General features: G+C 39.2%; 20 protein-coding genes. 17 read left to right on the top strand and 3 right to left on the bottom strand.

The window, feature by feature from the left end:
* The first annotated feature begins 213 nt into the window (after positions 1–213).
* The gene (locus ACTWJ7_RS07880) at positions 214–1,014 is read left to right on the top strand and encodes a hypothetical protein (RefSeq protein ID WP_301881217.1); all 801 of its coding nucleotides are present in this window, start codon (positions 214–216) and stop codon (positions 1,012–1,014) included.
* A gap of 238 nt (positions 1,015–1,252) precedes the next feature.
* On the opposite strand, the gene sspI is transcribed toward ACTWJ7_RS07880, so the two are convergent.
* Positions 1,253–1,486 (bottom strand): small acid-soluble spore protein SspI, encoded by a 234-nt coding sequence (gene sspI / locus ACTWJ7_RS07885; protein WP_024634144.1) that lies wholly within the window; start codon positions 1,484–1,486, stop codon positions 1,253–1,255.
* A gap of 183 nt (positions 1,487–1,669) precedes the next feature.
* Here sspI and ACTWJ7_RS07890 point away from each other — a divergent pair, with 183 nt between their 5' ends.
* From ACTWJ7_RS07890 to ACTWJ7_RS07915, 6 genes are all read left to right on the top strand, one after another.
* Positions 1,670–2,332 carry a potassium channel family protein gene (locus ACTWJ7_RS07890; protein WP_192270703.1) on the top strand — a complete coding sequence of 221 codons (663 nt, stop codon included), beginning with the start codon at positions 1,670–1,672 and terminating at the stop codon, positions 2,330–2,332.
* 101 nt (positions 2,333–2,433) lie between these two features.
* Positions 2,434–3,225, top strand: a complete 792-nt coding sequence (locus ACTWJ7_RS07895) for a TrmH family RNA methyltransferase (protein ID WP_443145269.1) — start codon at positions 2,434–2,436, stop codon at positions 3,223–3,225.
* A gap of 1,639 nt (positions 3,226–4,864) precedes the next feature.
* Complete coding sequence (locus ACTWJ7_RS07900; RefSeq protein WP_443145270.1) at positions 4,865–6,091, top strand: AAA family ATPase; 1,227 nt, start codon at positions 4,865–4,867, stop codon at positions 6,089–6,091.
* Positions 6,092–6,233: 142 nt separating this feature from the next.
* The gene (locus ACTWJ7_RS07905) at positions 6,234–6,695 is read left to right on the top strand and encodes a hypothetical protein (protein ID WP_443145271.1); all 462 of its coding nucleotides are present in this window, start codon (positions 6,234–6,236) and stop codon (positions 6,693–6,695) included.
* Positions 6,696–7,037: 342 nt separating this feature from the next.
* Entirely contained in the window at positions 7,038–7,565 is a 528-nt protein-coding gene (locus ACTWJ7_RS07910; protein ID WP_443145272.1) for an NUDIX hydrolase, read from the top strand.
* Between the two features lie 34 nt (positions 7,566–7,599).
* The gene (locus ACTWJ7_RS07915) at positions 7,600–7,791 is read left to right on the top strand and encodes a hypothetical protein (RefSeq protein WP_443145273.1); all 192 of its coding nucleotides are present in this window, start codon (positions 7,600–7,602) and stop codon (positions 7,789–7,791) included.
* A 411-nt stretch (positions 7,792–8,202) separates the two neighbouring features.
* Here ACTWJ7_RS07915 and ACTWJ7_RS07920 read toward each other — a convergent pair whose 3' ends face one another.
* Positions 8,203–8,523, bottom strand: coding sequence for a hypothetical protein (locus ACTWJ7_RS07920; RefSeq protein ID WP_443145274.1), 321 nt, complete (start codon positions 8,521–8,523; stop codon positions 8,203–8,205).
* A 191-nt stretch (positions 8,524–8,714) separates the two neighbouring features.
* Here ACTWJ7_RS07920 and ACTWJ7_RS07925 point away from each other — a divergent pair, with 191 nt between their 5' ends.
* Both ACTWJ7_RS07925 and ACTWJ7_RS07930 read left to right on the top strand, forming a co-directional pair.
* Positions 8,715–9,398, top strand: coding sequence for a Fic family protein (locus ACTWJ7_RS07925; RefSeq protein ID WP_443145275.1), 684 nt, complete (start codon positions 8,715–8,717; stop codon positions 9,396–9,398).
* Between the two features lie 96 nt (positions 9,399–9,494).
* Entirely contained in the window at positions 9,495–9,860 is a 366-nt protein-coding gene (locus ACTWJ7_RS07930) for a hypothetical protein (RefSeq protein WP_443145276.1), read from the top strand.
* A 452-nt stretch (positions 9,861–10,312) separates the two neighbouring features.
* Here ACTWJ7_RS07930 and ACTWJ7_RS07935 read toward each other — a convergent pair whose 3' ends face one another.
* Complete coding sequence (locus ACTWJ7_RS07935; protein ID WP_443145277.1) at positions 10,313–10,624, bottom strand: hypothetical protein; 312 nt, start codon at positions 10,622–10,624, stop codon at positions 10,313–10,315.
* A gap of 124 nt (positions 10,625–10,748) precedes the next feature.
* Here ACTWJ7_RS07935 and ACTWJ7_RS07940 point away from each other — a divergent pair, with 124 nt between their 5' ends.
* The 8 genes from ACTWJ7_RS07940 (at position 10,749) to brxL (ending at position 25,027) form a co-directional block, all read left to right on the top strand.
* Positions 10,749–11,156 carry a MarR family transcriptional regulator gene (locus ACTWJ7_RS07940; RefSeq protein WP_443145278.1) on the top strand — a complete coding sequence of 136 codons (408 nt, stop codon included), beginning with the start codon at positions 10,749–10,751 and terminating at the stop codon, positions 11,154–11,156.
* 549 nt (positions 11,157–11,705) lie between these two features.
* Positions 11,706–11,996, top strand: coding sequence for a TIGR04540 family protein (locus ACTWJ7_RS07945; RefSeq protein WP_339179331.1), 291 nt, complete (start codon positions 11,706–11,708; stop codon positions 11,994–11,996).
* Positions 11,997–12,160: 164 nt separating this feature from the next.
* Positions 12,161–12,598 (top strand): DUF1819 family protein, encoded by a 438-nt coding sequence (locus tag ACTWJ7_RS07950; RefSeq protein ID WP_443146350.1) that lies wholly within the window; start codon positions 12,161–12,163, stop codon positions 12,596–12,598.
* A gap of 3 nt (positions 12,599–12,601) precedes the next feature.
* Positions 12,602–13,168, top strand: coding sequence for a DUF1788 domain-containing protein (locus ACTWJ7_RS07955; RefSeq protein WP_443145279.1), 567 nt, complete (start codon positions 12,602–12,604; stop codon positions 13,166–13,168).
* Between the two features lie 17 nt (positions 13,169–13,185).
* Positions 13,186–16,755, top strand: a complete 3,570-nt coding sequence (gene brxC, locus ACTWJ7_RS07960) for a BREX system P-loop protein BrxC (protein ID WP_443145280.1) — start codon at positions 13,186–13,188, stop codon at positions 16,753–16,755.
* A 75-nt stretch (positions 16,756–16,830) separates the two neighbouring features.
* On the top strand, positions 16,831–20,319 hold the full coding sequence (gene pglX, locus ACTWJ7_RS07965; RefSeq protein ID WP_443145281.1) for a BREX-1 system adenine-specific DNA-methyltransferase PglX: 3,489 nt from the start codon (positions 16,831–16,833) through the stop codon (positions 20,317–20,319).
* Positions 20,320–20,402: 83 nt separating this feature from the next.
* Positions 20,403–22,688, top strand: a complete 2,286-nt coding sequence (gene pglZ, locus ACTWJ7_RS07970; RefSeq protein WP_443146351.1) for a BREX-1 system phosphatase PglZ type A — start codon at positions 20,403–20,405, stop codon at positions 22,686–22,688.
* A 284-nt stretch (positions 22,689–22,972) separates the two neighbouring features.
* Complete coding sequence (gene brxL / locus ACTWJ7_RS07975; RefSeq protein WP_443145282.1) at positions 22,973–25,027, top strand: protease Lon-related BREX system protein BrxL; 2,055 nt, start codon at positions 22,973–22,975, stop codon at positions 25,025–25,027.
* The last annotated feature ends 730 nt before the right edge of the window (positions 25,028–25,757 follow it).

Here is a 25,757-nt window from a genome sequence, read left to right on the forward strand (position 1 = left end):
AATGACCTAAATTCCTGATTCGAGGGGGTTAGGTCATTTTTGTCGTTCAATTTTAGCTCTATGTATTACTCAGGCTTCAAGTAAAAGGGAGAAGAGAGAATAACATTCAGTCATCATTCAGTCTGCTCTCAGGTTAAATTCAGTTTGGCTGCCGATGAAATTGGAGTGTACGGTACGGCTACTCATTTATGTACACAGAGAGAGGAGAACTATTTGTCACTATCCATTAACAGGCATGCGATCACAACGTCCTATGATCATTCAGTAAAGGCAAACGAAAACAAGTTAAATAGCCTGGACTACGACACTGCACAAAGAAAGGCCGCTGATTCACTTGAATTAAGTAAAGAATTTGCAGAATATGCCGGAGGGGTACAGTCCCCACTCTCAACAGAAAACTACAGCAGAACGTACAATCGAAGCGAGGACGCGTTTATACTGACTACGGATCAACAGAAATCACTGTTATCTGATCTGCAAAGTTACCTGACTTCATCGGGCGCTTCAGCAGCAACAGATGACAGTGCTGACAGCACGGTGAACCCGTTGGTTTCAATATCTGACTTGTTATCCAGTCAGGATCTCTCAGCAGCAACGGACGAGGATATATCCGATCTATTTGATCAGGTAGCTGAAATGCTCCAAAGTCAACGTCCTGAACCTCCACCCGCAAATGATTCGTTGCGTTCGGATCGCAATGGAACACCTCCAATGATGCAAGCTATGGGAGGGATTATGCCGCCATTTGCATGGAATATTCAAGACACTGCTAACGAGGAAAATGAAGATAGCACATTGAACAATAAGCTTACTGTGGATGAACAGAAATCTTTGCTGCGTGAGTTGCAAAATCTCATTTCCAGCGTGGGATCAGAGTCAGCATCTTCGGGTGAGGATGAAGAAAATGATCTGATTTCTGCACTTAAGAACGTATGGGGAAATACGGACACCACCACTGCTGGGGATGAAGAAATATCGGCATTGTTTGATAAAATCGCTAAATTATTTAATTGATCATCTTTTTCCAGCGGCGACTGATTTTCTTAGGAGCATCAGACATATACAAACAAGGTACAGCTTCCTGAGTTTTTCTCAGTGGCTGTACCTTGTTTGGGTTAGGGGAGCCTAATTAGTCTACGGGGGATTAATTACCTTGCTCTTGGAGCAGGGTATGATCCAGACCAATGAGACAAAAGCTTTCTTTTGCAGACAGAACAACGTGATGATGGTACCTTTCCCTCCAAGGCTTCAGTTAACTGATGGGTTGAACGGGAATGGTGTGCAGATGCTCCTGCGCGATTTGGATTAATTCTTCCTGCTTCGCAGGTTCGGTGTTCTTCCAGATCATTTCGAAAATGGCACCAAGTCCGGGTAATGCTGCTTCCGGTCCATCTACAGAACCTTCGATCATCTCCCGGAGCTGATCATCACTTTTGTCATGAACCTTATGAACAATCGCTTCACGCAGGCTTAATGTAATTGGCATCGCAAGTCCCTCCTCGTATATTCGGCTGCTCTAATACTGTTCCCTAGGAAGCGTGAGCGCATTCAAGTTTATTGGGCTTTGTGGTATACTACGAAGGATATTTAAGTGAATATTCACCCCTTAATTGAAAAGCGACTAACAATAGATGCGTAATGCTGAAGTGCAGCGGGAGGTTAGACCCTAATGGCAAAGAAACAATATGCCGTAATTGGCATGGGACGGTTTGGTTCAAGTGTAGCCAATGCGCTGAGCGGTATGGGATTCGACGTACTGGCAATTGATGCGGACGAGCAGCGGACACAGGAAATGTCCAATGTGGTGACACATGCCGTATCGGCAGATTCAACGGATGAAGAAGCGCTGCGGGCGCTGGGCATACGGAATTTTGATGTCGTCGTTGTGGCGATTGGTGAAGATATTCAGTCGAGTATTCTTACGACCCTTATTCTGAAGGATATGGGTGTGCCTGTTCTCATCGTAAAAGCACAAAATGAGCTTCATGGTAAAGTATTGCAGAAGATCGGTGCGGACAAGGTCATTTACCCTGAGCGGGATATGGGACTGCGTGTAGCCCATCATCTGACATCTCCCAATATTCTTGATTACATTGAGTTATCTGAGGATTACAGCATTCTGGAGATGAGAGCGTCTGAGCAAATGATTGGTAAAAATCTGCTGGAGCTCAATATTCGTGCACGTTTTGGATGTAACGTAATGGCGATCCGCAGTGGAAATTCGATGAATATCTCTCCGTATGCCGAGGATCGGATCGAGGATGGGGATGTGCTGATCATCGTTGGTCACAAGGACCATTTGACGAAAATGGAGCTGGCGTATCCAAAGTGATAAGTCTAATGATGGGATGATGGAGCAATCTTTAGGCGGGAAATTTTAATTCGTCATGTAACATGTTGATAAAAAATCCCGCAGACGGGAAGGATGGAAAGATGGATATTGTATCACCGCAAAATACACGTGTGAAGGAATGGGCACAGCTGCTGGAGAAAAAGCATCGTACCCGTCAACATAAATATATTATTGAAGGCATTCATCTCGTACAGGAAGCGCTGCGTGCCGGGGCAGATCTGGAATGTGTCGTTTACGATGGGGAGCAGGGTGTACCCAAGGAACTGGCTGGACTGGAGGCTCCACTTCAGCGTGTGGAATGGGTCAGTGTATCTCCTGCGGTTATTGCCAAGTGTACGGATACGATGACACCCCAGCCTGTATTTGCCGTTGTACATAAAGGTCGTGAGCCGCTGCAAAGCTTGTTGTCTTCTTCCAAGGGGTTAGTCGTGGTATTGGACAATGTGCAGGACCCTGGTAATGTAGGAACGATCATTCGCAGTGCGGATGCAGCAGGAGCGGCAGGTGTAGTGCTCGGTGCGGGTTGTGCCGATGTCTATAATCCGAAAACGATTCGTTCGACGATGGGGTCATTGTTCCATTTGCCAATCGTAGAAGGACAGTTAGAATCATTGCTGCCTGAAGCGAAGGCTGCGGGTGTAAAGTTGGTTAGTACGTCTTTGCAGGCAGAGTATTCCTGCTACAGCTATGACTTTACACAATCAGTGTGGCTAGTGATCGGTAATGAGGGAAAGGGCATATCAGAATCCACGGCACGGCTGGTGGATGATGCGATTACGATTCCGATGCAGGGACAGGCTGAGTCGCTTAATGCCGCGATGGCAGCCACGATTTTGTTGTTCGAGGCGATGAGGCAGCGGATGTTTAACTAACTAATAATTCCTGTCTAATTTTATTTTTACTGTCCCTAACTAAAATTAACTGTCCCCAAACCACCAAAGACTGGAATCTGGTTGTCCCAACCATTTCTCCAGTCTTTTTCTCATCCCTGAGACCATCACAGCAGGGATTTCCCATCCAAATCCCGAATAGATAATCTATCAGAACCCAGTCTCCTCAAGCTTTTGGCTAAGCGCGGATGGTTTTACTCAGGCATTTCCCATGCTCTTCCGCAGGCGTTTTAAATGCCGATCTTTGTTTTTCTCAGGCACTTCTCTATCCCTTCAGGGACACGAATTATTAGTTGTTTTCGTTCACAATTGAACCAGTTTCTTTCCAGTTTTCAGGTCTTTTTCTCAGCGTTTTTGGGACAGTTATTTTTATCTCGGAAATGGCGGTGAAGCCTTGTGGGGTAAGGGATTGGGGGATTTGGAGGTGGGGACAGTTATTTTTAGTTTTCTACAAAGTAACAAGATTTTTAGTGGCAGGAATAAAGGGATGCTGACTTGCCCTATAAATCATTGGAAAAAAGCTTTTGTGAAGTTCGTTTATCCTGAAAAAGTGGATATCGCAAGCGGTAGTTAGATTGATAATCAAACGATGCTAAAGACAAGGTAAGGTGAGACTGGTGCTTCTAAGTGAATTGCTTTCAAATGAGAGATCAGGATATGTCTAAATCGATAAAGTTGGTTCGGCATCAAGATTCAATTATGATACCAAATATCTTTATAAGCGTGGCATGCTTGATTTTTATCAAAGCATTCAAAGTAAGGATAGGTTTGGTAATTGCGATTATCTCATTTCGTTTTCGGGATATGAGCAGTCGAAAGCAATCTACATTGGGGCTTATCAAGTAATTAGCAAGTCAACATTTAATAGATCAGTGGCAAAAGTTCCTCCTGATTACCCGTATATGGAGGTATTAGAACAACCATTATTCATTATGAAATCGAGAAGATTGATCTACTAAATGAATTAACTGATCGGCTGGTTATTGATTGGGGAGCATTGACGAGGGCTTGGTATCAGTGGCTAAAAAAGACAATCCGAAGCGAGTAATTGAAATACTTCCTGCTGGATATGTTAAGGAATTCCCAGGCTTTGAAGAAATAATCTTAATTTTTGCGAGATTCAAACGATTGTTTATAGTCCTAACCGAAATAGATCATGGCACACCATGCTATCCTCTGTTGCAGGTGTCTATTTAAAAACTGATATGACTGATGGAAATCAATATGTAGGATCGGCATCAGGGAAACTGGGCATTATGGGGCGCTGGAGAAGCTATGCAGAAACGAAACATGGAGGAAATATTAGATTGATATCATTGTTAGAGGAAGAGCCAGATCGTTATAACCAATTTTCAATACTCAATTTTATGGGCACTCCCTAAATAAATCATTAACACAAACTGAGATTGTTGGCTTTGAATAGATATACAAGCAGAAGCTGGGGTCACGGTCATTTGGTTTGAATGGGAACGGATTCTTAGGGATGTTTTTAATCTGGTTGTATCATATAATCTAAATATAACTGTTGTATTTAGATTTGATTATATCAGATTTTGTGTTTTGATTTTTACAAAACACTATGATCAGCTCCTTGTAGGAGAACAAAAAATGGAGGGATAAAATGAAAGCAATCAGACTGAAGCGATTTAAAGGATTTGAAGATTCTAATTGGATTCAATTATCAGGTATTTCTCTATTGTTTGGTCTGAACTCATCAGGAAAAACAAGCATTTTAAATGCACTATTTATGCTAAAACAGAGTCTCGAAAATCCTGCTTTTGAAATTCCCTTTACTTTTTCGATGAGAAAAGGGGTAGACATTGGTACGTATAAGGAAGCTATACATAATGGAATTATAGACAATACAAAACCAATCGAGCTATGGTTCCGTGTGGATATAAGTGAGGAGGTTGAGGCTCATAAGGTGTCAGTAAACACAACAGAGCTTGAGATAAGGATTAAAATAGGGTTTATTCAAAAATATGAACAGTTAGTGGTTTTGAGTTTTTATGTTGAAGATGCAATCAATAATAAAAAAATATTTTCTTATCATATCAATCCAAGAAGTTTTGATTATTTCATAACCGCTGATATCGACGATCCTTATTTATTAAACGATTTAATTTCAGATGGGGTGGAATGGGATAACTTTTTGCCATATATAGATATCCCTGAATTGAAAGAAAATACTGTGAAACTTTTGCTTGATATTGTAAGAAAGAAAACCTCTACTTTCTTTGATACCTTAGTACATATTGGTCCCCTACGTAGTGAGTTTGGAAGATTCCATCAATTTTCTGGTGAGCGACCTAATTCAGTTGGTATAAGCGGAGAAGAAGCTTTGAAAATGCTATACTTAGATAGACATAATAAAGGGGAATTAACGAAGAATGTTCAGATGTGGTTAAAGCGGATGTTTAACTATGACTATCATTGGAGTTCTTACAAGGGGCTTTTTGAATTATTATTTAAAACAAAGGATGGAGGGAGTGTAAACGCTAAAGATGTCGGATTTGGGGTCTCGCAGATATTGCCAGTTATAATCCAAGGGTATTACCCAATTAATCAGTGTATTGTTATCGAACAACCCGAGATACATTTACATCCAAGAGCACAAGCCGAACTTGCGGATTTGTTTCTGGATATTATTGAGAAGACAAACAAATCTATGTTAATAGAAACCCATAGCGAACATATTTTACTTAGGCTTAGAAGAAGGATAATTGAAAATACATTGAAAAAATATACTGAGCAAGCAACTGAGAATAAAGAAGGTATCGAGAATAAGATATCAATAAACTTTATAGAGTACAAAAAAGAAAGAGCCAGCTTTCATATATTAGTATAAATGAACTTGGTGAGTTTAAGGGGAGCACAAAAGGTTTTCATGAATTCTTCGCGGATGATTATGAAGAATCGTTCAGCATGCTCCAATCATTAGCTGAAATAAAAAAGGTAATGAAAAACGTGAGTGGGAGTGTCGATGGGAATTGAAAATAGTAATCGATACAAATATTTTATGCAAGGGATTCCAGGATAAGGATATTGATATTGTTACAATGATTCTAAACTTCCGAACAAACGAGAAAATTGCTATTGGACTTGATTTAGATGGTCTTATGTTAGGAGAATATACAAATGAAGTTGGTAAAGATGAGTTTTACAGAAAGTGGATAACTCATTTTACGAACACCAATAGAATTCATTATCAAGATGGAAAACTCCAACGTAAAATAAAAAATGAACTTCTTAAAAGAGGATTTCATGAAGAAAGTGATCAAACCTTTGTTGCAGTTTCGTTGAAGTTGGATAAGGTGATAATTACCGAAGACAGTGATTACGGGAAAGGGAAAGAGGCAAAAGCGAAAAATCATATGCATGTACTTGATTATATGACAAATCAATTAGGTATGAAAGTGTTTGATTCAAAGGAAGCAAACGAAGAATTTTAATTTAAGAAAGAAATGGAATAATTTATTCTTAAACTCTCAATTAGCCGACAATTTGTTGTATAGACTTGCACTAAAGTGCGCAGATAGCCTGCAAAGTCTGTCACTATTCACTTAGAGTTTGTCACCAAGCCGAGGAAAATCAGGTATCGACCCCTGATATTCGCTCGGCTTTTCATTTTAAAGCAGGAGGCAGTTTAGGGAAATGCAGGAGAATGTAGAGTTTTTCTCAATTCTTCTCAAATCACACTTCAGAGTCTTTTATTGGGCGATTCAGAGCTTCTCAGGCGGTGTAACTATATAAAAATGATTAGGTCTGTGGAACAAACGACAGGGAGTGAGTTCGTGCAGTTGATAAGAAGAATAACCGACAGTGATTTGATTGGTGGCGCTCTTGAATTCATGGATACCGCATCACGTTATGCCTCAAGAGGTGTATTAGTGGACGACAAGCTTCATGTTGCTATGATGTACATGTCAAAAATTAACCTTTATAAGTTACCTGGCGGGGGAATTGATGAAGGCGAAGAGATCAGAGATGCGTTTCTACGTGAAATAAAGGAAGAGACAGGTTATGAAGCTGAGATTATATATGAATTGGGTTACGTCGAGGAGCATAAGAACAAAAATAATTTTATGCAACAATCCTACTGTTTTGTAGCAAAAGCGCACAGCTGCGTAAGTAACGCGATGCTTACTGAAAGTGAAACACAGCTTGGAATGATAGTTGAATGGATGACATTTGAGAAAGCATTAGAAGTAATGAACAGCTCAGAAAAAATTTGCTCTGATTATTCAACCCAATTTATGATTGTACGGGAAAAGGCTATTCTTGAAAAAGCGGTTGAAGTATTAGCGAACCTATATGGGTGAGGGATATTTGAAGAATGTAAGGTAGCGGATGAGAATGACAAAGGTTGAGAAGATCTACTTACAGGAAAAAGAGCAAGCCTTAAAAGAACAGGCATGTGATTTTGCCAAAAAAATGCTGAAGGACCTTGATCCAGATAAAGGTGCTGAGATCACTGGTCTTCCATTGAAGGGGTTGAGGGTTAATCCCAAGGCTTCTTTTTATTTGCATAGCTTATTTTGGAGATGATATTTCATACGAAGATCGATAATGCTGGAATTCCAACAGACGAGGCGAAAGCCGTCAATTATGAGGCAAAACAACTTTCGGAATACAATAAACCTATATATAGGGACAAAAAGTTCTTCTATGGGTTTTACGCATGTCATCTTCGGAAGTAAGTTGCGTATTCATCAAAGGGTTCCGATCATCTATAAAAGTTATGGTGAACTCATTCTAATTTGGAAACATGCCTACGCTATGGTTACATTGCACGCAACTATAGGGTTGTTCAAGGCGTTCATCTGATAAGTATTCTGCAATTAGACTCTAAAGACATAGGGTTCAATAAGAAGCATTTGCGAAAAGACTTTTATGCACTCTTCAATGAGTGGTTAACCAGTAAAATTTACCAAAGGTAACCAAGACTGATTTGAATCACTACTCATGGTTTTCACCTATCAAGAGGTGAAAAGTAACAATTCCTCTTATTATCGAATTCAAATCCCGATGGTAGAAGTTTTGGGTTGTACTCTCATGATCGTGATGAAACAGCAATTTCCCGTCTTTCGAAACCCAATCATACCAATAACCCTTAGTAAGATGTTCAGTAACATATAGCATGGTATCGTCGATAAATATAATCGTTGCCCTCTGAATCTCCTCCGAACTCGGCTCTCCTGACTTGCCTGTATTTCTCACTGACTTTATGGCAAATGAAAATTCCTTTGTTAAGCCTTCAAGATCGGTTAACTTCTCCAATCGTTTTCACCCCTCCGTCTGATCGTTATACCATGTATAATCCTATTTTGAGCATAAAGCAAGATGGAGTTTGGATTTATTTTTCAATGTGGTTACAATTGCAACACCATCCAGTTTTTATTGACGGAATTAATATGCTTGTGTATGTTCATATCAAACAAATCTCCAAGCTTTTTAGGAACGGGTGATTTATGATGCATCTTCCAAAAGATTATTTGGATGACCTTTTAGTGCGTATGACATATCATTCTTGTGCAATAGAGAACAATGTCATCACGCTTAGCGAAGCTGTTTCCATCCTACTTTATCGAGTGATTCCTGGTAAAATTTCAGTTCATAAAGTTTATGAATTAGAAAATCATCGGTTAGCTTTCAACTATATTATAGAGAATATCGATCAAGAACTTACGATATCATTAATTCACGACATTCATTCTTTATTATTGGATCGGCTTAATCACGAAAGAGGTCGATTTAAATCCCAGGAAAATGCGATAGTCGGGGCGTCAAACCATACAGCTTCTCCCAAAGAAACGCCTTCTCTCATGGATCAGTGGCTTCTAAATCTGAACAATCAAATTCAACAAGCGAATTCATCTGATGATATCATTCTTTTGATTTGTTCCAGCCATATCGAATTTGAACGAATTCATCCGTATGTCGATGGTAATGGACGAACAGGTCGATTGCTCATGATGTTTCTGTTGTTACAAAATCAAATTGCACCTCTTGTCATTCAAAAAGAGAATAAATACGAATATTTTCAATTTCTTGAAGAGCAAAATACAGAAGGGTTTACGGTTTATGCTGTTTCAACCATAGAGAAAGAGAAACAGCGATATCAAGCATTCCTGAATTCACTTCCTAAGGAGTAATCAAGGGAGATGGCACGAGCAGGCGTGTAAAGAATTTATAGCCATTGTGGTGGGTAGGGCAAATTAGGACATTGAGAATGGGGAGGAGCGATATCTATGGTTAATTATTATAATCATCAGCAAACCGTTAAAGAGTCCATAGTTGCATTCATGCGGCAAAAAGGGTACTCAAGATCAACGTTTGCAAAGTTAACGAATATACCCAGAACGGCGATTGATCAATTATTACTGCAAGGTGAAGAAAATATTGATATATCGACATATAACGCTTATATATTGCAAATCAATCAGAGATTTAATTTCGCGGAGGGAAATCTCTTAAAAGTAACACCTAAGCCCAATTTGTTACCGACTAAACTTGTTCAACCAGAAAAAAATGCGAGAACACAAGAAGTTTTGGACGGCTTTAACGGTTTGGAAGAAATCCTTGATATTTTTCAGATGTATTTAAAGAAGAAATGATTGGGATTATGAGATGACTGAATGTTGAGAAAAGCCGCATTTGAATATTTGTGGCGAAAAGTCATATCTTGAATTTCGTAATATTCAAAGGGGCAAAAATACTGAAGATTGTGAAAATATAGGGATGTGTAATTGATAAATCCAATTTTAGTAGCTGTACCGTGTATAAGAAAAGAGAAGCAGACTTCACATTAATATGTCTATTTGAATCGGCTATTTTTTAACAGAGGTCAACACATTGAACAGATTAAAAGGATATTTGAATGCGTCTAATCAGTTAATAAGTCCTATTGTAAATACTCATTACCATGAATTTTCGATGGTTCACCAATGAACCTTTGTGACACTAAAATGACCCCTAATACAATCTTCTATCATCCAAAAGAAGTTATTAGCATTTTCAAAGTCATTCTCAATACAGCCAGCAACGAACTGATGACAGTTGTCCCATATTACATTATATGAGCGCCGAAATCAAGCATGGATTCTGCTTGGGATTTGATAGAGTAATCACTAAGTACATTGCCAGCTCTATCACAGGCAACATAGATTTGACAGAAAGGATTACTGTTATAAAACTCCTGATAATTCACTTCTTCGATTCGTCCGCTTCCGTCGAGTTTGATTATACGCTGATGTCCAATGTAGATCCCAGTATGTTCGGCTGGACCAAGCTTTCGATAAACTATCGAACCAGGTTTTGGTATTACATCTCCCTCCAGCACCGTAATAATTCGTTTCAACAAAGGATTAGAAAAACTCATTTCAATGCCTCCTATCTGTCCTTATTGATTTTTTTGTAATTCTATTATTTTTTCGCTTCTCTCGCTCTTTATACTTGTGACCGTAGTAATTTATAGTAAAACTAACGAGAATGGGAGTTGGAACATGACTTTAAAGGACAAAATAATCAGCTATCTGAAAGACAAGGACGGCTTAACTGATCGCGAGATTACTAATGCTATTTTAGGTGTGAACGAACCACAACAGGCAGTAAACCAGATATGTAGAGCATTAGTGAGCAAAGGAATCATTAGGCGGGTTAATCGTAGAGATGGGCTGATTGGCAATTACATAGTCGTTCAGGGCGTGCACATTCAACCACCTTCATTCGTTCAGGTAAAGCATACGACCGAGGCTTCCGCAGTGTTCAAAGAAGATCATCTCAAGCAGATATTGAAGGATTATTTGCATGCTGATGGATGGGAAACGCAGATTGCATGGGGAGAACGCCTGGGATTGATATCAATGCGATTCGAGGAACAGAGCGATGGATTTTGGAAGTCAAAGGGTTAGGGTCATTAAGTGCAATGAACGTAAATTACTTTTTGGGAGTCCTGGCAGAAACGCTTCAACGAATGGATGACCCGAATGCAAAGTATAGCATTGCGTTACCCGACGTGAAGCAGTTTCGGAATCTTTGGAATAGACTTCCATTGTTAGCGAAGAAGCGGACAGGGATAACGGCAATATTCATTGATGGACAGGGTAAAGTCCATCAATGTGAAACCTAATAAGTTCAGTAAATGAAGGAGAATATTTAAGATACGAACTGCTTGGGTGCTAAAATATATACTTTTTAGAACTTCGAACAAGTATATACCCAATGTTAATGAAGAAGGAATGACAAAGGAGTATGCATTATCCGCAGGATAAATTGGATGATACGATAAGATAGTTGGTCAATATTCTTGAGAAGGTGCTAAAGGTAATGGGACTCGAATTGTATTTAGGAAATAGTGTTAACCTAAACCGCTGAACAAGCGGTTTTTCTTTTTGAGGTGATCTTGTATAATAAAAAAGTAAGAGTGGAGTAATAATAAAGTATAAGCAGATTTGTGCGAGGTGGTTAATTTGGAACTGAAGCTTTTCTATAAAACCCAGAGGGAACTCGCCACGGCGTTAAACGAGATTGTTAATGCTTATTGGGATAATAGCGTAAGCGAAGACTCGCTAATGCAGTATATATCGAATATTTACATAAACAATCCGAACAAGATTTTAAAACATGAGCAGTTTACAACTATACTCAAACAACAATGCGGGAAACGACGACTGGAAGTTGTCGAACGGGTACTATTGCTGACTGGAATGATGAAGGAACAAAATACTATTGGCGTAAAAGCAGGGAGATAAACCATGACTATAGAATTAGGTTATAGTGTAACGATAACTGGTGCATCGTTCCTATTTTATGAATTAAAGCAGGTCGTAGGACTTAAAATACTGGGATTAACGGAATCGCAAATAAAAAAAAGGTAGCAGAGGAAAATCTATTTCAATATCAGGTCAAATCAAGTATTAAAAGAAGTCTGCCATCGGTATTGCGAAGAGCAGGCGTACTCGATGAAGCACTCTGTCATATGGTTTTGGAGCATTCATTAGAGTCAGGGAAGATCATCAATTTGTATGCCATTATGAAAACGGACAGGCTCTTCTTTGAATTTATGACTGAAGTTATCCAAGAAAAGTTTAATTCTGACAATTATCTGTTGGAGAAGAAAGACCTCAATTTGTATATTGCTTCAAAGGCTGAGCAAAATGCTGGGGTAGCGGCTTGGACAGAACAAACGATTACCAGACTGAAGCAAGTATATGTAAAGGTTCTACATGATTCAGGACTCCTGAGGGACAAGAAGTCTGGTGAATTAAGCAGACCTATGATGGATGAGGAATTGAAACAGCACTTGATTCAAATCGGAGACATTGCTTATGTTCGAGCAATGGGTGAGGTATAGCGTATGGCGAATATTAAAAGTAGGCTTGATAAAATAATACCGAAGATCAGGGAAGATAAATTCATTGAGGGCAGAGGCTTGGGAAACGAAATTAGCTTCTATGTGTTTGATTACGAGCCTGAGAACGAACTGCTGGTTCGAGATTATATCCCTCACGTGTTGAAGGAGTTCAGTCACGAAGGTTCTGGACGCAAACTCATTGAGTTCGATTTATATAAGATGCTCATTGAGATTGCCAAAGAGAAACGAATCTATGACCGAATTCCTCAAATGGAAGAAAAACAGGGCAAGGATGCCTTGTTTAAAGCGATGGCTAACTTTGCAAAGCCTGAAATCTTTCTGCAAAAGATCAAGGATCAGATGCAGGATCACAATGTCGTACTCATCACAGGTGTGGGTAAGGTATATCCATTTGTACGTTCCCACAATATATTGAACAACCTTCAGGAAGTTTTGGACAAGACTCCTGTGATTATGTTCTTTCCAGGAAAGTATGATGGACTTACATTACGCTTATTCGATCGTTTTAAAGACGACAATTATTATAGAGCATTCCGTTTAGTGGATTAAACCAGAGGGGAAGACTTGTGTTAATCAAAGACATGTTCGTGAAAGACATTGAACGAAGTATTAAAGGTGTAATTAAGGTCGCTCAAACCGATGAAAATAACATTTATCAGGAACTCGATGAGTATGTCGTGACACGGGAACTCAATAAGCACTTATCTAAGTTTTATGAGAATTATCAGCAAGGCATCGATGGAAATACAGATAAAATGGGCGTTTGGATTTCGGGCTTTTTTGGTTCGGGTAAATCGCACTTTTTAAAGATACTTGCTTACTTGCTTGAGAACAAGATGGCGAAAGATAAACGTGCAGTCGATTTCTTTGCCGATAAAATTCAAGATCCAATTGTTCTCGCTAATATGAAAAGAACTTCTAACGTGGAAACAGAGGTTATCCTGTTCAATATTGATTCGAAAAGTTCATTGGATAACAAGTCTAAAGAGGATGCCATCCTCCGTGTATTCACGAAAGTCTTCTACGAGCATATGGGTTTTTATGGTGATATCCCTGGTGTGGCAGAGATGGAAAAGTACCTGACCAAAGAAGGTGTGTATGAGGACTTTAAGCGTGAGTTTAAAGAGGCGGCAGGTGAAGAGTGGGTTGACCGTAGAAACACCTTCTATTTTGACGCTGATTATGTAATCGGAGCATTGACAAAGGTTACTTCGATGTCCGAAGATACTGCTCGAAACTGGTTCGAGAATGGTGTAAATAACTTTGAGATCAGCATCGAAAAATTCTCGAAGGACGTAAAAGAGTACATCGCTCAGAAGGGGAGCAACTTCCACCTCATTTTCCTGGTCGATGAGATTGGTCAATACATAGGTGACAGTAGACAACTGATGCTTAACTTGCAAACGTTGGCGGAGGATCTCGGAACGCATTGCTTAGGCAAGGTGTGGATTATGGTCACTTCGCAGGAGAGTATTGACAGTATTGTGAAGGTGAAAGGTGATGACTTCTCTCGAATTCAAGGACGATTCGATACAAGACTATCCCTTTCCTCTATATCGGTAGATGAAGTTATCAAGAAACGGATTCTTGATAAGAAGGAACATGTTGCTGATAAATTGAAACTTCTTCACCATGAGAAGAGTGCTACTCTCAAGAACCTGATGAGCTTTAAGGATAGTACGGCGGATTTGCGTGGCTTTGAAAATGATCTGGAGTTTGTTGATGTTTATCCGTTTCTTCCATATCAGTTCAAGCTCCTCCAGAACGTTTTCGAGCAAGTACGTAAACATGGTAGTTCAGGGAAGCACTTATCTGAAGGGGAGCGTTCCATGCTCTCTGCATTCAAGGAAGCTGGATTGCGGTTTAAGGATGCTGAAGAGGGTACACTCATCCCGTTTTATGCTTTCTACGATACAATTAAGGAGTTCCTGACCCCTACAATCGCAAGGGTTATTGAAGGTGCATATGAGAATCCAGTATTAAAAGACGATCCGTTTAACATGGATCTGCTTAAAGTGTTGTTCATGATTAAGTATATTAAAGAGCTTCCTGCGAATATCGACAATGTTGCTACGCTCATGGTTACACAGATCGATGAAGATAAGTTGGCTTTAAAGGATAAAATTAAGGTTTCACTCCGAAAACTGATATCCCAAACGCTTATTCAGAAAAACGGTGAGTTCTACTTGTTCTTGACGGATGATGAGCAGGATATTAACCGTGAGATCAAAGCAATGAAGATTGAAGAGGATGTCATCAAGCGGGAGCTTGCCAATTATATCTATCAGGACTTATACGATGACAAGAGATATCGTTACTCGGCACAATACCAATTTCCATACAATCAGAAGATGGATGAGAAGAATATCGGAAATCAAACATCAAGTATTGGCATTAATATTCTTTCGCCGCTGTCGGATCACTATGCCAAATCAGAACAAGAATTGATGCTCATGTCTTCTGGAACTGGTGAGATGATTCTAAAGATGGGTGCGAATGGAGCATATGTGGAGGAAATGGAGGAAGCGCTCAAGATTGATGAATATCGGAAGAAGAAAAATCTGAATCAACTTCCAGGTAACATTCAGAACATCTTAAACAATAAAAGGGATGAGGCTATTGATCGCAGACGCAGAGTGCGAGATATGCTGGAGGAAGCCATCAAAGACGGCTTATTTTACATCAATGGTAATAAAGCTGAGATCAAGGGTTCGACGGTGAAAGAGCGAATTAACGCTGGATTCCTTTCATTGGTCGAAAATGTGTATACGAAACTTGGATATGTGAAGAACTTCTTGGAATCAGAAAAGGATCTCATCTCGATTTTGAGAAGAAATAATGAGCAATTGACCATTGATGGTAGATTGTCGAATGCAAATGAGCTGGCAATAAAAGAAGTCATGGACTTTATTAGCTTGCAGGATAGCATCCAGAAACAAGTCAGGGTCAAGGGGTTATTGGATCGTTTTAAGGATAAACCTTATGGGTGGAAGGAACTCGATATTTCTGGTTTGATAGCGGAGTTGATGAAGGAGCAACGAATTCGCTTACGTCTCAATTCCGAGTATTTGGGACCTGAAGACGGTAATACCGTCAACGCTTTGACCAAAACAAGCGAGATTGATAAGGTTATTGTTGTAAAGAGGGTTATCGTTGCCGAGTCATTATTGAAAGTTGCGAAGAACATCTGTAAGCAAGTGTTCAACAAAACGGATGTTGCTGATGATGAGGATGGTCTGATCAAGGATATTCGTCATCTGATTGATCAGCAAATAACCGAGATTAAAGCACTCAAAAACCGTTACGAAGGAAGAAAGTATCCAGGCGGTAGTCTCTTGGATCGTGGACTTGAATATTTCGGTGAGTTTACGAAAGGCTTAGATAACGTCTCATTTTTCACGAAACTTCGTGATCTGGAAGATCATCTTCTGGATTGGGAAGAAGACGTTACGTATGTAAAAAGCTTCTTTGCTTCCCAAAAAGAAATTTTTGACAAAGGACTCCATGCAATTGAGAAATACAAAGAAAACGATGTTTATTTATCGGGTGACGAGATCAAGGGTTTTGCAGATAAACTGCAAGAGATATTAACAGAAGTACAGCCTTATCGAAAAATAAAGGATATTCCTGAACTTGTCAATAAAATTGATGAACAAATTCAAACGGTGCTTGAGGAGAAGAAAGTAGCGGCGAAAAGTGTTATTCAATTAGATTTGAATCATCTGACATTGCGTGCGAATGAAGATGGCGTGTCTAAAGAGACGAAAGAACGAATTCAAGCTTATTATGAGAACTTGTTTAATAGTATGAATGAACTTGTCGACATCTATAAGGTGGATGCAACAATAACACAAAGCTCAGCATTTAAAGACAAGCAAGAACTCATTATTAATCGTGAAATTCGTGAGTTTGAAGAGAATCAACCAGTGGAAACACCAGTTACAGGAGGGGGCGGAGGAGATAAACCGCCAGTTATAATAAAGCCTGTTTCTCAGAGAGAAAGAGTGAAAGTGAATGATCTGCTTGCTACTAAGACCTTGCGTACAGAAGCAGAAGTAGATATGTTGCTGGACACATTGTCTGCTAAGCTGAAACAGATTATAAAAAGCAATAAACAAATCGAATTTATTGATTAAATACATGTGCCGTGGTCTAAGTCCACGGTATTCTTACTTTGCACACACTCTAATATAGGTCGGTGAAAAGCACAGATGAACAAGACAGCACTGAAAAACTTTGCAACGAATGCTCGTAAAGAACTGATTGAGAAAGTAAAAGCAAAATCTTTTAAGATAGGGATTACGGAAGAAAATATTAAGAAAGCTCAAATTGAAAGCTCGGATGTCATCTATATTGACGATAAACAACTATCTGCGACGGAGAAAAAGCAACGGGAGAAACTTATTTCACGGATAAAAGAAATTGGGTACAAGCAGGTAATAGAAGAAGTGGCTCATAACTGGTTTAACCGCTTAATAGCGTTACGGTTTATGGAGGTGAACAACTATCTTCCTACAAAGGTAAGAGTATTGTCTTCCAGCAATGCCGATAGTACTGAACCAGACATTATTAAAGAGGCATTGACGGTTGATCTGGATATTGATAAAGAGTTGGTATATGAACTGAAGCTAAGTAATAAGACAGAAGAACTTTTTAAATATTTAGTTATTAAGCAATGTAACAGTTTGAACAAAGCTCTTCCGTTTATGTTTGAGACGATTGATGACTATAAAGAAATCCTCTTTCCTGAAGGTTTGTTAATGAAAGAATCATTCCTTCGTGAAATGACAGATACTACACTCATTTCAGAGTCAGATTGGGAGCAGGTTGAGATTATAGGATGGCTGTACCAATTTTATATTTCAGATAAGAAGGATCAGGTTTTTTCAGATCTTAAAAAAAGTATAAAAATCAGTAAAGAGAATATCCCAGCGGCTACTCAACTATTTACTCCTCAATGGATTGTTAAATACATGGTGGAAAACACCTTAGGTCGGCTTTGGTTCGAAAGTTATCCAGAGAGTGCATTAAAGTCAGAATTGAAATATTTTATAGAGGAAGCAGAACAAGAAGATGAAGTAAAAAGGAAACTTGAAGAGATGCGATATAAAGGTGTTAATCCAGAAGATATTACCTTTTTGGATCCATGTTGCGGAAGTGGCCATATCCTTGTTTACGCATTTGATATTTTTTATGAAATGTATCTTGAAAAAGGCTACACTAATCATGAAATTCCAAAACTTATTTTGGATAAAAACTTGTTTGGTTTAGATATTGATAATCGAGCTGCTCAATTAGCTTCTTTTGCAGTAATGATGAAAGCAAGAGAAAAATCCCGCAGAGTTTTTGGGCAAGATATCAAATTGAATATTTTTGCAATTCAAGAAAGTAATTGGATCACAGATGAAGTGATAAGTTTTATAGAAGACGGGTTGGATATGCAGGATGAGAAAACAATTACTCTGAGAAGAGTATTAGAACATTTAAGTGAGAGCTTCATGGATGCTAAGGAATTTGGATCAATTATTAATGTTCAATCGCTTGATTATAGTCTCTTAGAGAAGAGAATAGAAGACTTAGAAAAAGAGCCGCTTGACTTAATAAAGATGGTTATCAGACAAGAATTATTGGATAAATTTCCGAATTTAATCTTGCAAGCGAAAGTTTTAGCGGGGAAATACGATGTGGTGTGCACAAACCCCCCTTACATGGGTAACAATGGGATGACCACAAAGCTTACAAACTACTTAAAGAAGAACTATCCTGACACCAAATCCGATATGAGTACAGTATTTATGGAGAAGGCAATTCTTCTCTGTAAGGATACAGGTATATTTTCGATGATAAATATTCCTGTGTGGATGTATTTGTCAAGTTATGAAAAATTGAGAGATAGTATTATTAAAAATAATACAATAATAAACATGCTACATTTTGGCAGAGGGATCTTTGGTTCGGATTTTGGAACTACTGCATTTGTTATTTCAAATGTAAACTTGAAGAATTATAAAGCAACGTACAGAAGATTATATCGAGATAAGGGAACAGTTGACAATATTGAACAAAAAGAAAAGTGGTTTTTTGAAAAACAGGGACATTTTAGCATAGAAAAAGAGAGCTTTATGCAAATCCCCTCAAGTCCAATAACCTATTGGTTAAGCGAAAAAATTAAAGGCTTGTATAAGTATGAATTAATCGATAAAAAGTTTGAAATTAAAGAGGGCGTCGGTACAAGGAATGATGATATATTTCTGAAGTACTTTTGGGAAGTTCCCTTCAATAATATAGATAGACAAAAAAGATGGATTTTTACAGATAAAGCTGGTTCTTATAGAAAATGGTATATGGGATTTAGCTATGTTATGGACTGGGAAAATGATGGAGAGCGAATAAAGAACTATAGAAATCCAGATGGTTCTTTAAAATCAAGACCTCAAAACCTTCAATTTCTATTCAAAGAGGGTGTAACTTGGGGAAAGGTAGGTCTTGGAAAACCAAGTTTCAGATGGAGACCATCAGGTTTTGGATTTAATGATGCCGCTCCTACAATATTTGGAGAAGATTCATATCTACTATTAGCACAGTTAAATAGCAAATTATCTGAAATAATGTTGAAAATACAAGGTGACACTGTAAATATTACTTCTGGAGTTTTGAAAAATTTACCAAACTTAATCAATAGTAATATAAATAAAGATAGTTTAAGAGGGTTGATTGAAAGTTGTATTAATATTTCAAAAATTGACTGGGATGCATATGAAACATCCAGTGAATTTAGAATTCACCCTCTACTAAACAATCGAAAGTATAAAAAAATTGAAGATGCATTAATTGATTGGGGAGATTCCATTGAAAGAAGATTTGAAGAATTACGGGAAAATGAGGAAAAAATAAATAGTATTTTCATCGAGTCCTACCAACTAAAGGATGAGTGTTCATCGCATATAGATGAGGCAGATATTGCTTTAAGTAGAATTAATCCTAAAAGGGATGTTGAGTCCTTCATTTCATATTTTGTTGGTTGTATTTTTGGGCGGTACTCTCTTGAGGAAGAAGGGCTTGTTTTTGCTGGAGGCAGGTTTCAGCCAGAGAAATACCAAATATTTGCGGCAGATAAAGATAATGTTCTGCCCATTCTATCTGGCTCTTATTTTCAAGAAGACATTGTGTCAAAGTTTATAGAATTTGTAGAAATTACATTTGGCAATGAAAAACTATCCGAGAATATCGAGTACATCGCTAATTTACTCGAAAAGAAGGACGGGGAAACTGCCAAAGAAACATTAAGGAGATACTTTATCAACGAATTTTTTAAGGATCATCTACAAACATATAAAAAGAAGCCGATTTATTGGTTCTTCACTTCTGGTAAACAAAAAGCATTCAATTGCTTGATCTACATGCACCGTTACGACAGATCTACTTTATCAAGGATTCGAACGGATTATCTGCATGAACTTCAGATTCGAATGGATGCAGAGAAAAAAACACTCCTTGATATTATCAACGGAGACGGTACGACAAAAGAAATCGCCAATGCGAAGAAAGATCTGAAGTCACTTGATCTGAAGATTGATGAACTAAGAGCATATGATGAAAAGCTTCACCATATGGCAGACATGCAAATCGAGATCGATCTGGATGACGGTGTTGCTGTGAACTATGCCAAGTTTGAAGGATTAGTCGCTCCAATCAAATAATTTGGGTACAATGGGGATATGCCATTATTTTTGGTATATCCCTGTTTTTAGCCTGATGAAAAAGGTGTTGATAAATCGTGAATATGGATGAAGTTACAAAGGCACTGCAAGATGCTTTTCTTCTACCGCTCAATGAGGGCGAACATCGAAAAATCATCTTCTGGTTCGATAAAGACCTGGAGTTTGCTGAATATATACATGAGATTTCCCTTGAGAACGTCAAAGTGCATACGTTGACTGAGGGTAATAACTTCTATACTAAGGTGTTGCTCGAAGAAGAGGATCCGACCTCGAACTATTTGATTTATTCCAACCTGGACATGAGTATGGAAGACAATTGGTTGTTGGATACAATTCTGTACTCAAAGACGTTCTATGCGGATAGGATATCCCTCATCATGAATGAACTGAACATCGATACTTCTCTTCGCAGTTCAGTAAAGAAATACGAGAAGTTCTTTGGGAGTAAGGATCGGATTAAGAAATTCAAAGGGTTAGAGGTTAAAGCGAATTCTGAAGGAACAATTGAACTAATGATGATGAGTACGTTATGCAACATCAAGACTCCTGACTTTGAGGATGTTCTAAAGGTTGTACTGATGGATTTAATTGATGACAGAGAGAATAAGCATCTGGATTCGATTGCGAAGTATGTAGGGTTAGAAGTGTTTTGGAATGCGGTAGCTGAGCGGTATGGCTATGAGCAAAGTCAAAAGTCACTTAAAACGCTGTTTATCCATTTGACGGTCACTGCACTTAGCCATGCGGTTAATGAGGAACGTCTTTCACTGGTTAAAGGCTACATTGCTACTCGAAATAAGTCCAATGCTTTGGTGTTCGTTGACCACTGGATGCATCATAAAACGGATTATCATCTGTATGACCAATATGCAGAAATCGCTGAGAAAGAAATCAAGCTATCGGATATCGTAAATCAGCTCCCTATTGAAGAATTCAAGGCGGCGGATATATTCCCATATTTCGATAAAGCAATTATCATTTATATCGCCAATAGTCTGGAAGATCGACTTGAGGATTATGATGCATATACGAAGCTAATTAACCTGCGGAGAGCGAAGCATTACTACGAGCGATATCAATCCATTTATGAAGCCCTCTACTACACCGTTAAGATGTTCGAGTTTCATAAGAAATACAGCATGGGTATTCCGAAAACGCAAGCAGTGGATATGTACCGAGCTTATGTGAATGACTATCACCAAATGGACATGTTCTATCGGAAATTCTATGTTGCATACGATAATGATTCGAACAGCGAAATCTTGAAGAAGCTCAAAGTGATGGTTGAGAACCTATATACGAACTGGTATATGAGCGAATTAAGCTCGCACTGGTCCGCCGCTGTGCACGATGAGTTAAAATCGAGCTGGGTATTACCAGGTATTCAAAACCAGAAGGATTTCTATAGAAGCTTTGTTTCACCGAAAATCTCTAATGGTGATCGAGTATTTGTTATCATATCGGATGCTCTGCGTTATGAGATAGCCTCAGAGCTTACGGACAAACTTAACTCGGAGACGACAGGAGCTTGTGACATTCAACCATTGTTAGGAGTCGTACCTTCTGTTACGAAATTAGGGATGGCTTCACTTCTTCCACATAAGAACCTGGAGATTGATCTAAATGGTAATGTGCTGGTGAATGGAAAGTCTTCAAGTGGCATCGACAATCGTATTGGTATTCTCCAAGGGGTTGTAGCCGAAAGCACAGCGGTTCATTTTCAAGAGCTGAAGAATATGAATAAGGCTGGTCGCAGGGAGGCATTCAAGGGTAAGAAACTGGTCTACATTTATCACGATAGCATTGATGCAACAGGAGATAAGGCATCGACCGAGGTCTATACGTTCACAGCGGCGGAGAAAGCCATTGATGAGTTGTACGATATAGTTAAAATCATTAAGGATGATTTGAGTGGTACGAACATTTTTATCACTGCGGATCATGGTTTCGTATATCAACGGGATGCTTTGGAAGAGAGTGACAAGATTGAAAAGGAAGGCATTCAAGCCTTCGAAGTTAAACGCAGACATCTATTCTCGCAAGAAAAAGGGGAACGAAGCGGTCTTCTTGATATTAATATGGATAGCCTGATTACAAACGAACATCAGATTACGACATATGTGCCTAAAGCAACCATTCGCTTTAAAATTAAAGGAGCGGGGCTAATTTTGTACATGGTGGAGCCAGTCTTCAGGAAATCGTTGTGCCGCTTATTCAATTTAAAAACATTCGAAGCGGACAGAAGAACAGTCGAGAAATTGAGAAGGTGGACGTTAAACTCACAAACACCACAAGAAAGATCACGAATAGTCTATTTAACCTTACTTTCTTCCAGACGGAGAAAATAGAGGACAAACGAGTTCCTCGAACAGTGAAGATCTATATGGTGGATGATGCTGATACCGTGATTAGTAACGAGGAAATGCTCATCTGTGATCGAACATCAGATAAACCAGACGAGCGTACATTTAAGCTTCGCTTTGCATTAAAGTCAATACCATATGACAAGAATAATAACTATTATCTTATCACGAAAGACATCGAGACGAATATCATCATTGAAAAAACACCATTCACAATCAATTTGGGTATAGTTAGCGATTTTGATTTTTAGAGGAGGGGAGGAGACCGAGTGGAGTCAATAAATGAAGTACAAACACTCGATTTAGACCGCAAGCTCAATGATGTGTTTTCAGGCAGGGTTGTTCGGAAGGACTTAACGAAGCTTATGAAAGAAGGAGCAAATGTCCCTGTGTATGTACTTGAATATTTGCTTGGCATGTATGCGGCGACAGATGATGAGGATAACATTCGAGAAGGAATTGAGCGGGTCAAGAAGATCCTCTCAGAGAATTTTGTAAGACCAGATGAAGCAGAAAAGGTCAAATCGAGAATTCGGGAACTCGGTCAATACTCCGTTATTGATAAGATAACGGTAACGCTCAATGAGAAGATTGATTCATATGTGGCAGAGTTCTCTAACTTGGGACTAAAAGGGGTTCCGATATCGCCGAACTATGTCAAAGAGTACGACAAGCTCTTGGCAGGCGGGATCTGGTGCATGCTAAAGATGGAATACTTCTTCGATGAAGAGGTCAAGAACAGCAATCCGTTTAGCATCAGTAGCTTGAAGCCGATTCAAATGCCGAACATGGATCTGAACGAGGTGTTTGAGGGCAGGAAGAGCTTCTCGAAAGAGGAATGGATCGATGTACTTATTCGCTCTACAGGTATGGAGCCAACCCAACTTGAGGACAGAGTGAAGTGGCATCTACTACTTCGGCTTGTACCTCTTGTTGAAAACAACTATAACATGTGTGAACTCGGTCCACGGGGGACGGGTAAATCTCATGTGTATAAAGAGATATCGCCTAACTCGATTCTCGTCTCTGGTGGACAATCGACGGTTGCTAACCTTTTTTACAACATGTCTTCGAAAAAAGTAGGACTTGTTGGAATGTACGATGCGGTGGCATTCGATGAAGTAGCGGGTATAACCTTTAAGGACAAAGATGGTATACAGATCATGAAGGATTACATGGCATCGGGATCATTTGCACGGGGAAGAGAAGAGAAGGCGGCTTCTGCTTCCATGGTATTTGTAGGTAACATCAACCAAAGTCTTGACTCACTGATCAAGACATCCCATCTATTTGCACCGTTCCCTGAAGCGATGGCGAATGACTCTGCATTCTTTGATCGGATGCATTATTATCTCCCAGGCTGGGAAGTACCGAAGATGCGACCTGACTTCTTCACAGATAAGTATGGCTTCATCGTCGATTACATGGCTGAATATTTTAGAGAGATGCGGAAGCGTTCGTTTTCGGATGCTCTGGATCGGTATTTTAGGCTGGGTAATAACCTGAATCAACGTGATGTTATTGCAGTGCGTAAAACGGTATCAGGGTTGGTGAAGCTTCTGTATCCAAACGGGGAGTATACGAGAGACGACATCGAGGAGATCTTGAAGTATGCTCTCGAAGGTAGAAGAAGGGTCAAGGAACAGCTCAAAAAAATAGGTGGGATGGAGTTTTACGATGTCCATTTCTCCTATATCGATAAGGAAACAATGAGCGAAGAATATGTGTCAGTGCCAGAACAAGGCGGTGGAAAATTGATCCCTGAAGGAATGGGTAAACCAGGACATGTATACACGGTTGGTCATGGAGATTCTGGCATGATCGGGGTTTACAAATTGGAGAACCAAGTCGTTTCGGGGACAGGGAAGTTTGAGAAGTCGGGTGTCGGATCCCATCGAGGAGCGAAAGAGAGCCTGGATACCGCCTTCCGCTACTTCACTGCAAACAGTAAGAGTATCAGTGGCTCGATTAGCACGAAGACCAAGGATTATTTGATGCATATTAGTGATATGCAAGGCATTGGTTTGACAGATGAATTAGCGATTGCCGAATTGATTGGACTATGCTCAGGTGCATTGGAGCGACCCGTTCAAGAATCAATGGTCGTGCTTGGTAATATGACTGTTGGCGGTACAATTGCTAAAGTCGAGGAGTTTGCTAATACTCTTCAGATTTGCGTGGATGCAGGAGCGAAGAAAGTTCTAATTCCCGCCTCCTCTGTAGTAGACTTTCAAACGGTTCCTGCTGACCTGCTGATAAAGGTTCAACCTGTATTTTACTCGGATCCTACTGATGCTGTGTTTAAAGCTCTGGGAGTTGGATAAGCTTAACATCATTACCGAGCTTGATATGGTTCTGCTTACACCATTACCTATACCCACTTAGACAGGAAGGAAAGGTGTTTTGATCTTTGTTAGACAAAGGGGAAACGATATACCGATTACAGTCCATCTATTTGCTTGATGGTAAAGTAGAAGAGTTTGGGAAACAGTGGGGTAGAACAAGACTGAAATAGCAAGTAAAATGATTGCGTTGTCAGCTTATGATCAAATCCAAGTCCATGAAATCGACTGAAATGAGAGTCGTCAGGGTGTTGGAAGGGTGGTTTTCTGGTAAAAAGCAGTATAAACACAAATCTCCCTTTACTTCCTCACTCGCTATTTGATCCGATATCAAGGAATGAATCGGGGAAAGGAAGGGAAATTAATAGGAAGTACCGAGTTTTCGTCTGAATTAGGCGATTCTTCGGTACTTTTCTTTTTAAATGCGAGATTTTAGTAGGAGGAGTGGTAGATAGATCGACATCTTCATCTGTAATCTGTGTTCAGGCGAGGAGGTTTGGATATTGTGGGAATCTTTAAAAGAGGCAAGGGAAACCGCTCAGGATTATGTGACACGAAATTATAAGGACGCTATCAAAAGCATGCCCAGTTGACTATATTTCAAATTCCAATATGCAAACAACTTTCATTGCCAACAACAATGCTCAAACAATCTATCTGTTTGTTTATCGGCTTCTTTATATGTAGGGTTGCATAATAAATTCATAAGAGT

The sequence above is a fragment of the Paenibacillus sp. 1A_MP2 genome (genome assembly GCF_052244825.1).
GTDB classification, from domain to species: domain Bacteria; phylum Bacillota; class Bacilli; order Paenibacillales; family Paenibacillaceae; genus Paenibacillus; species Paenibacillus vandeheii.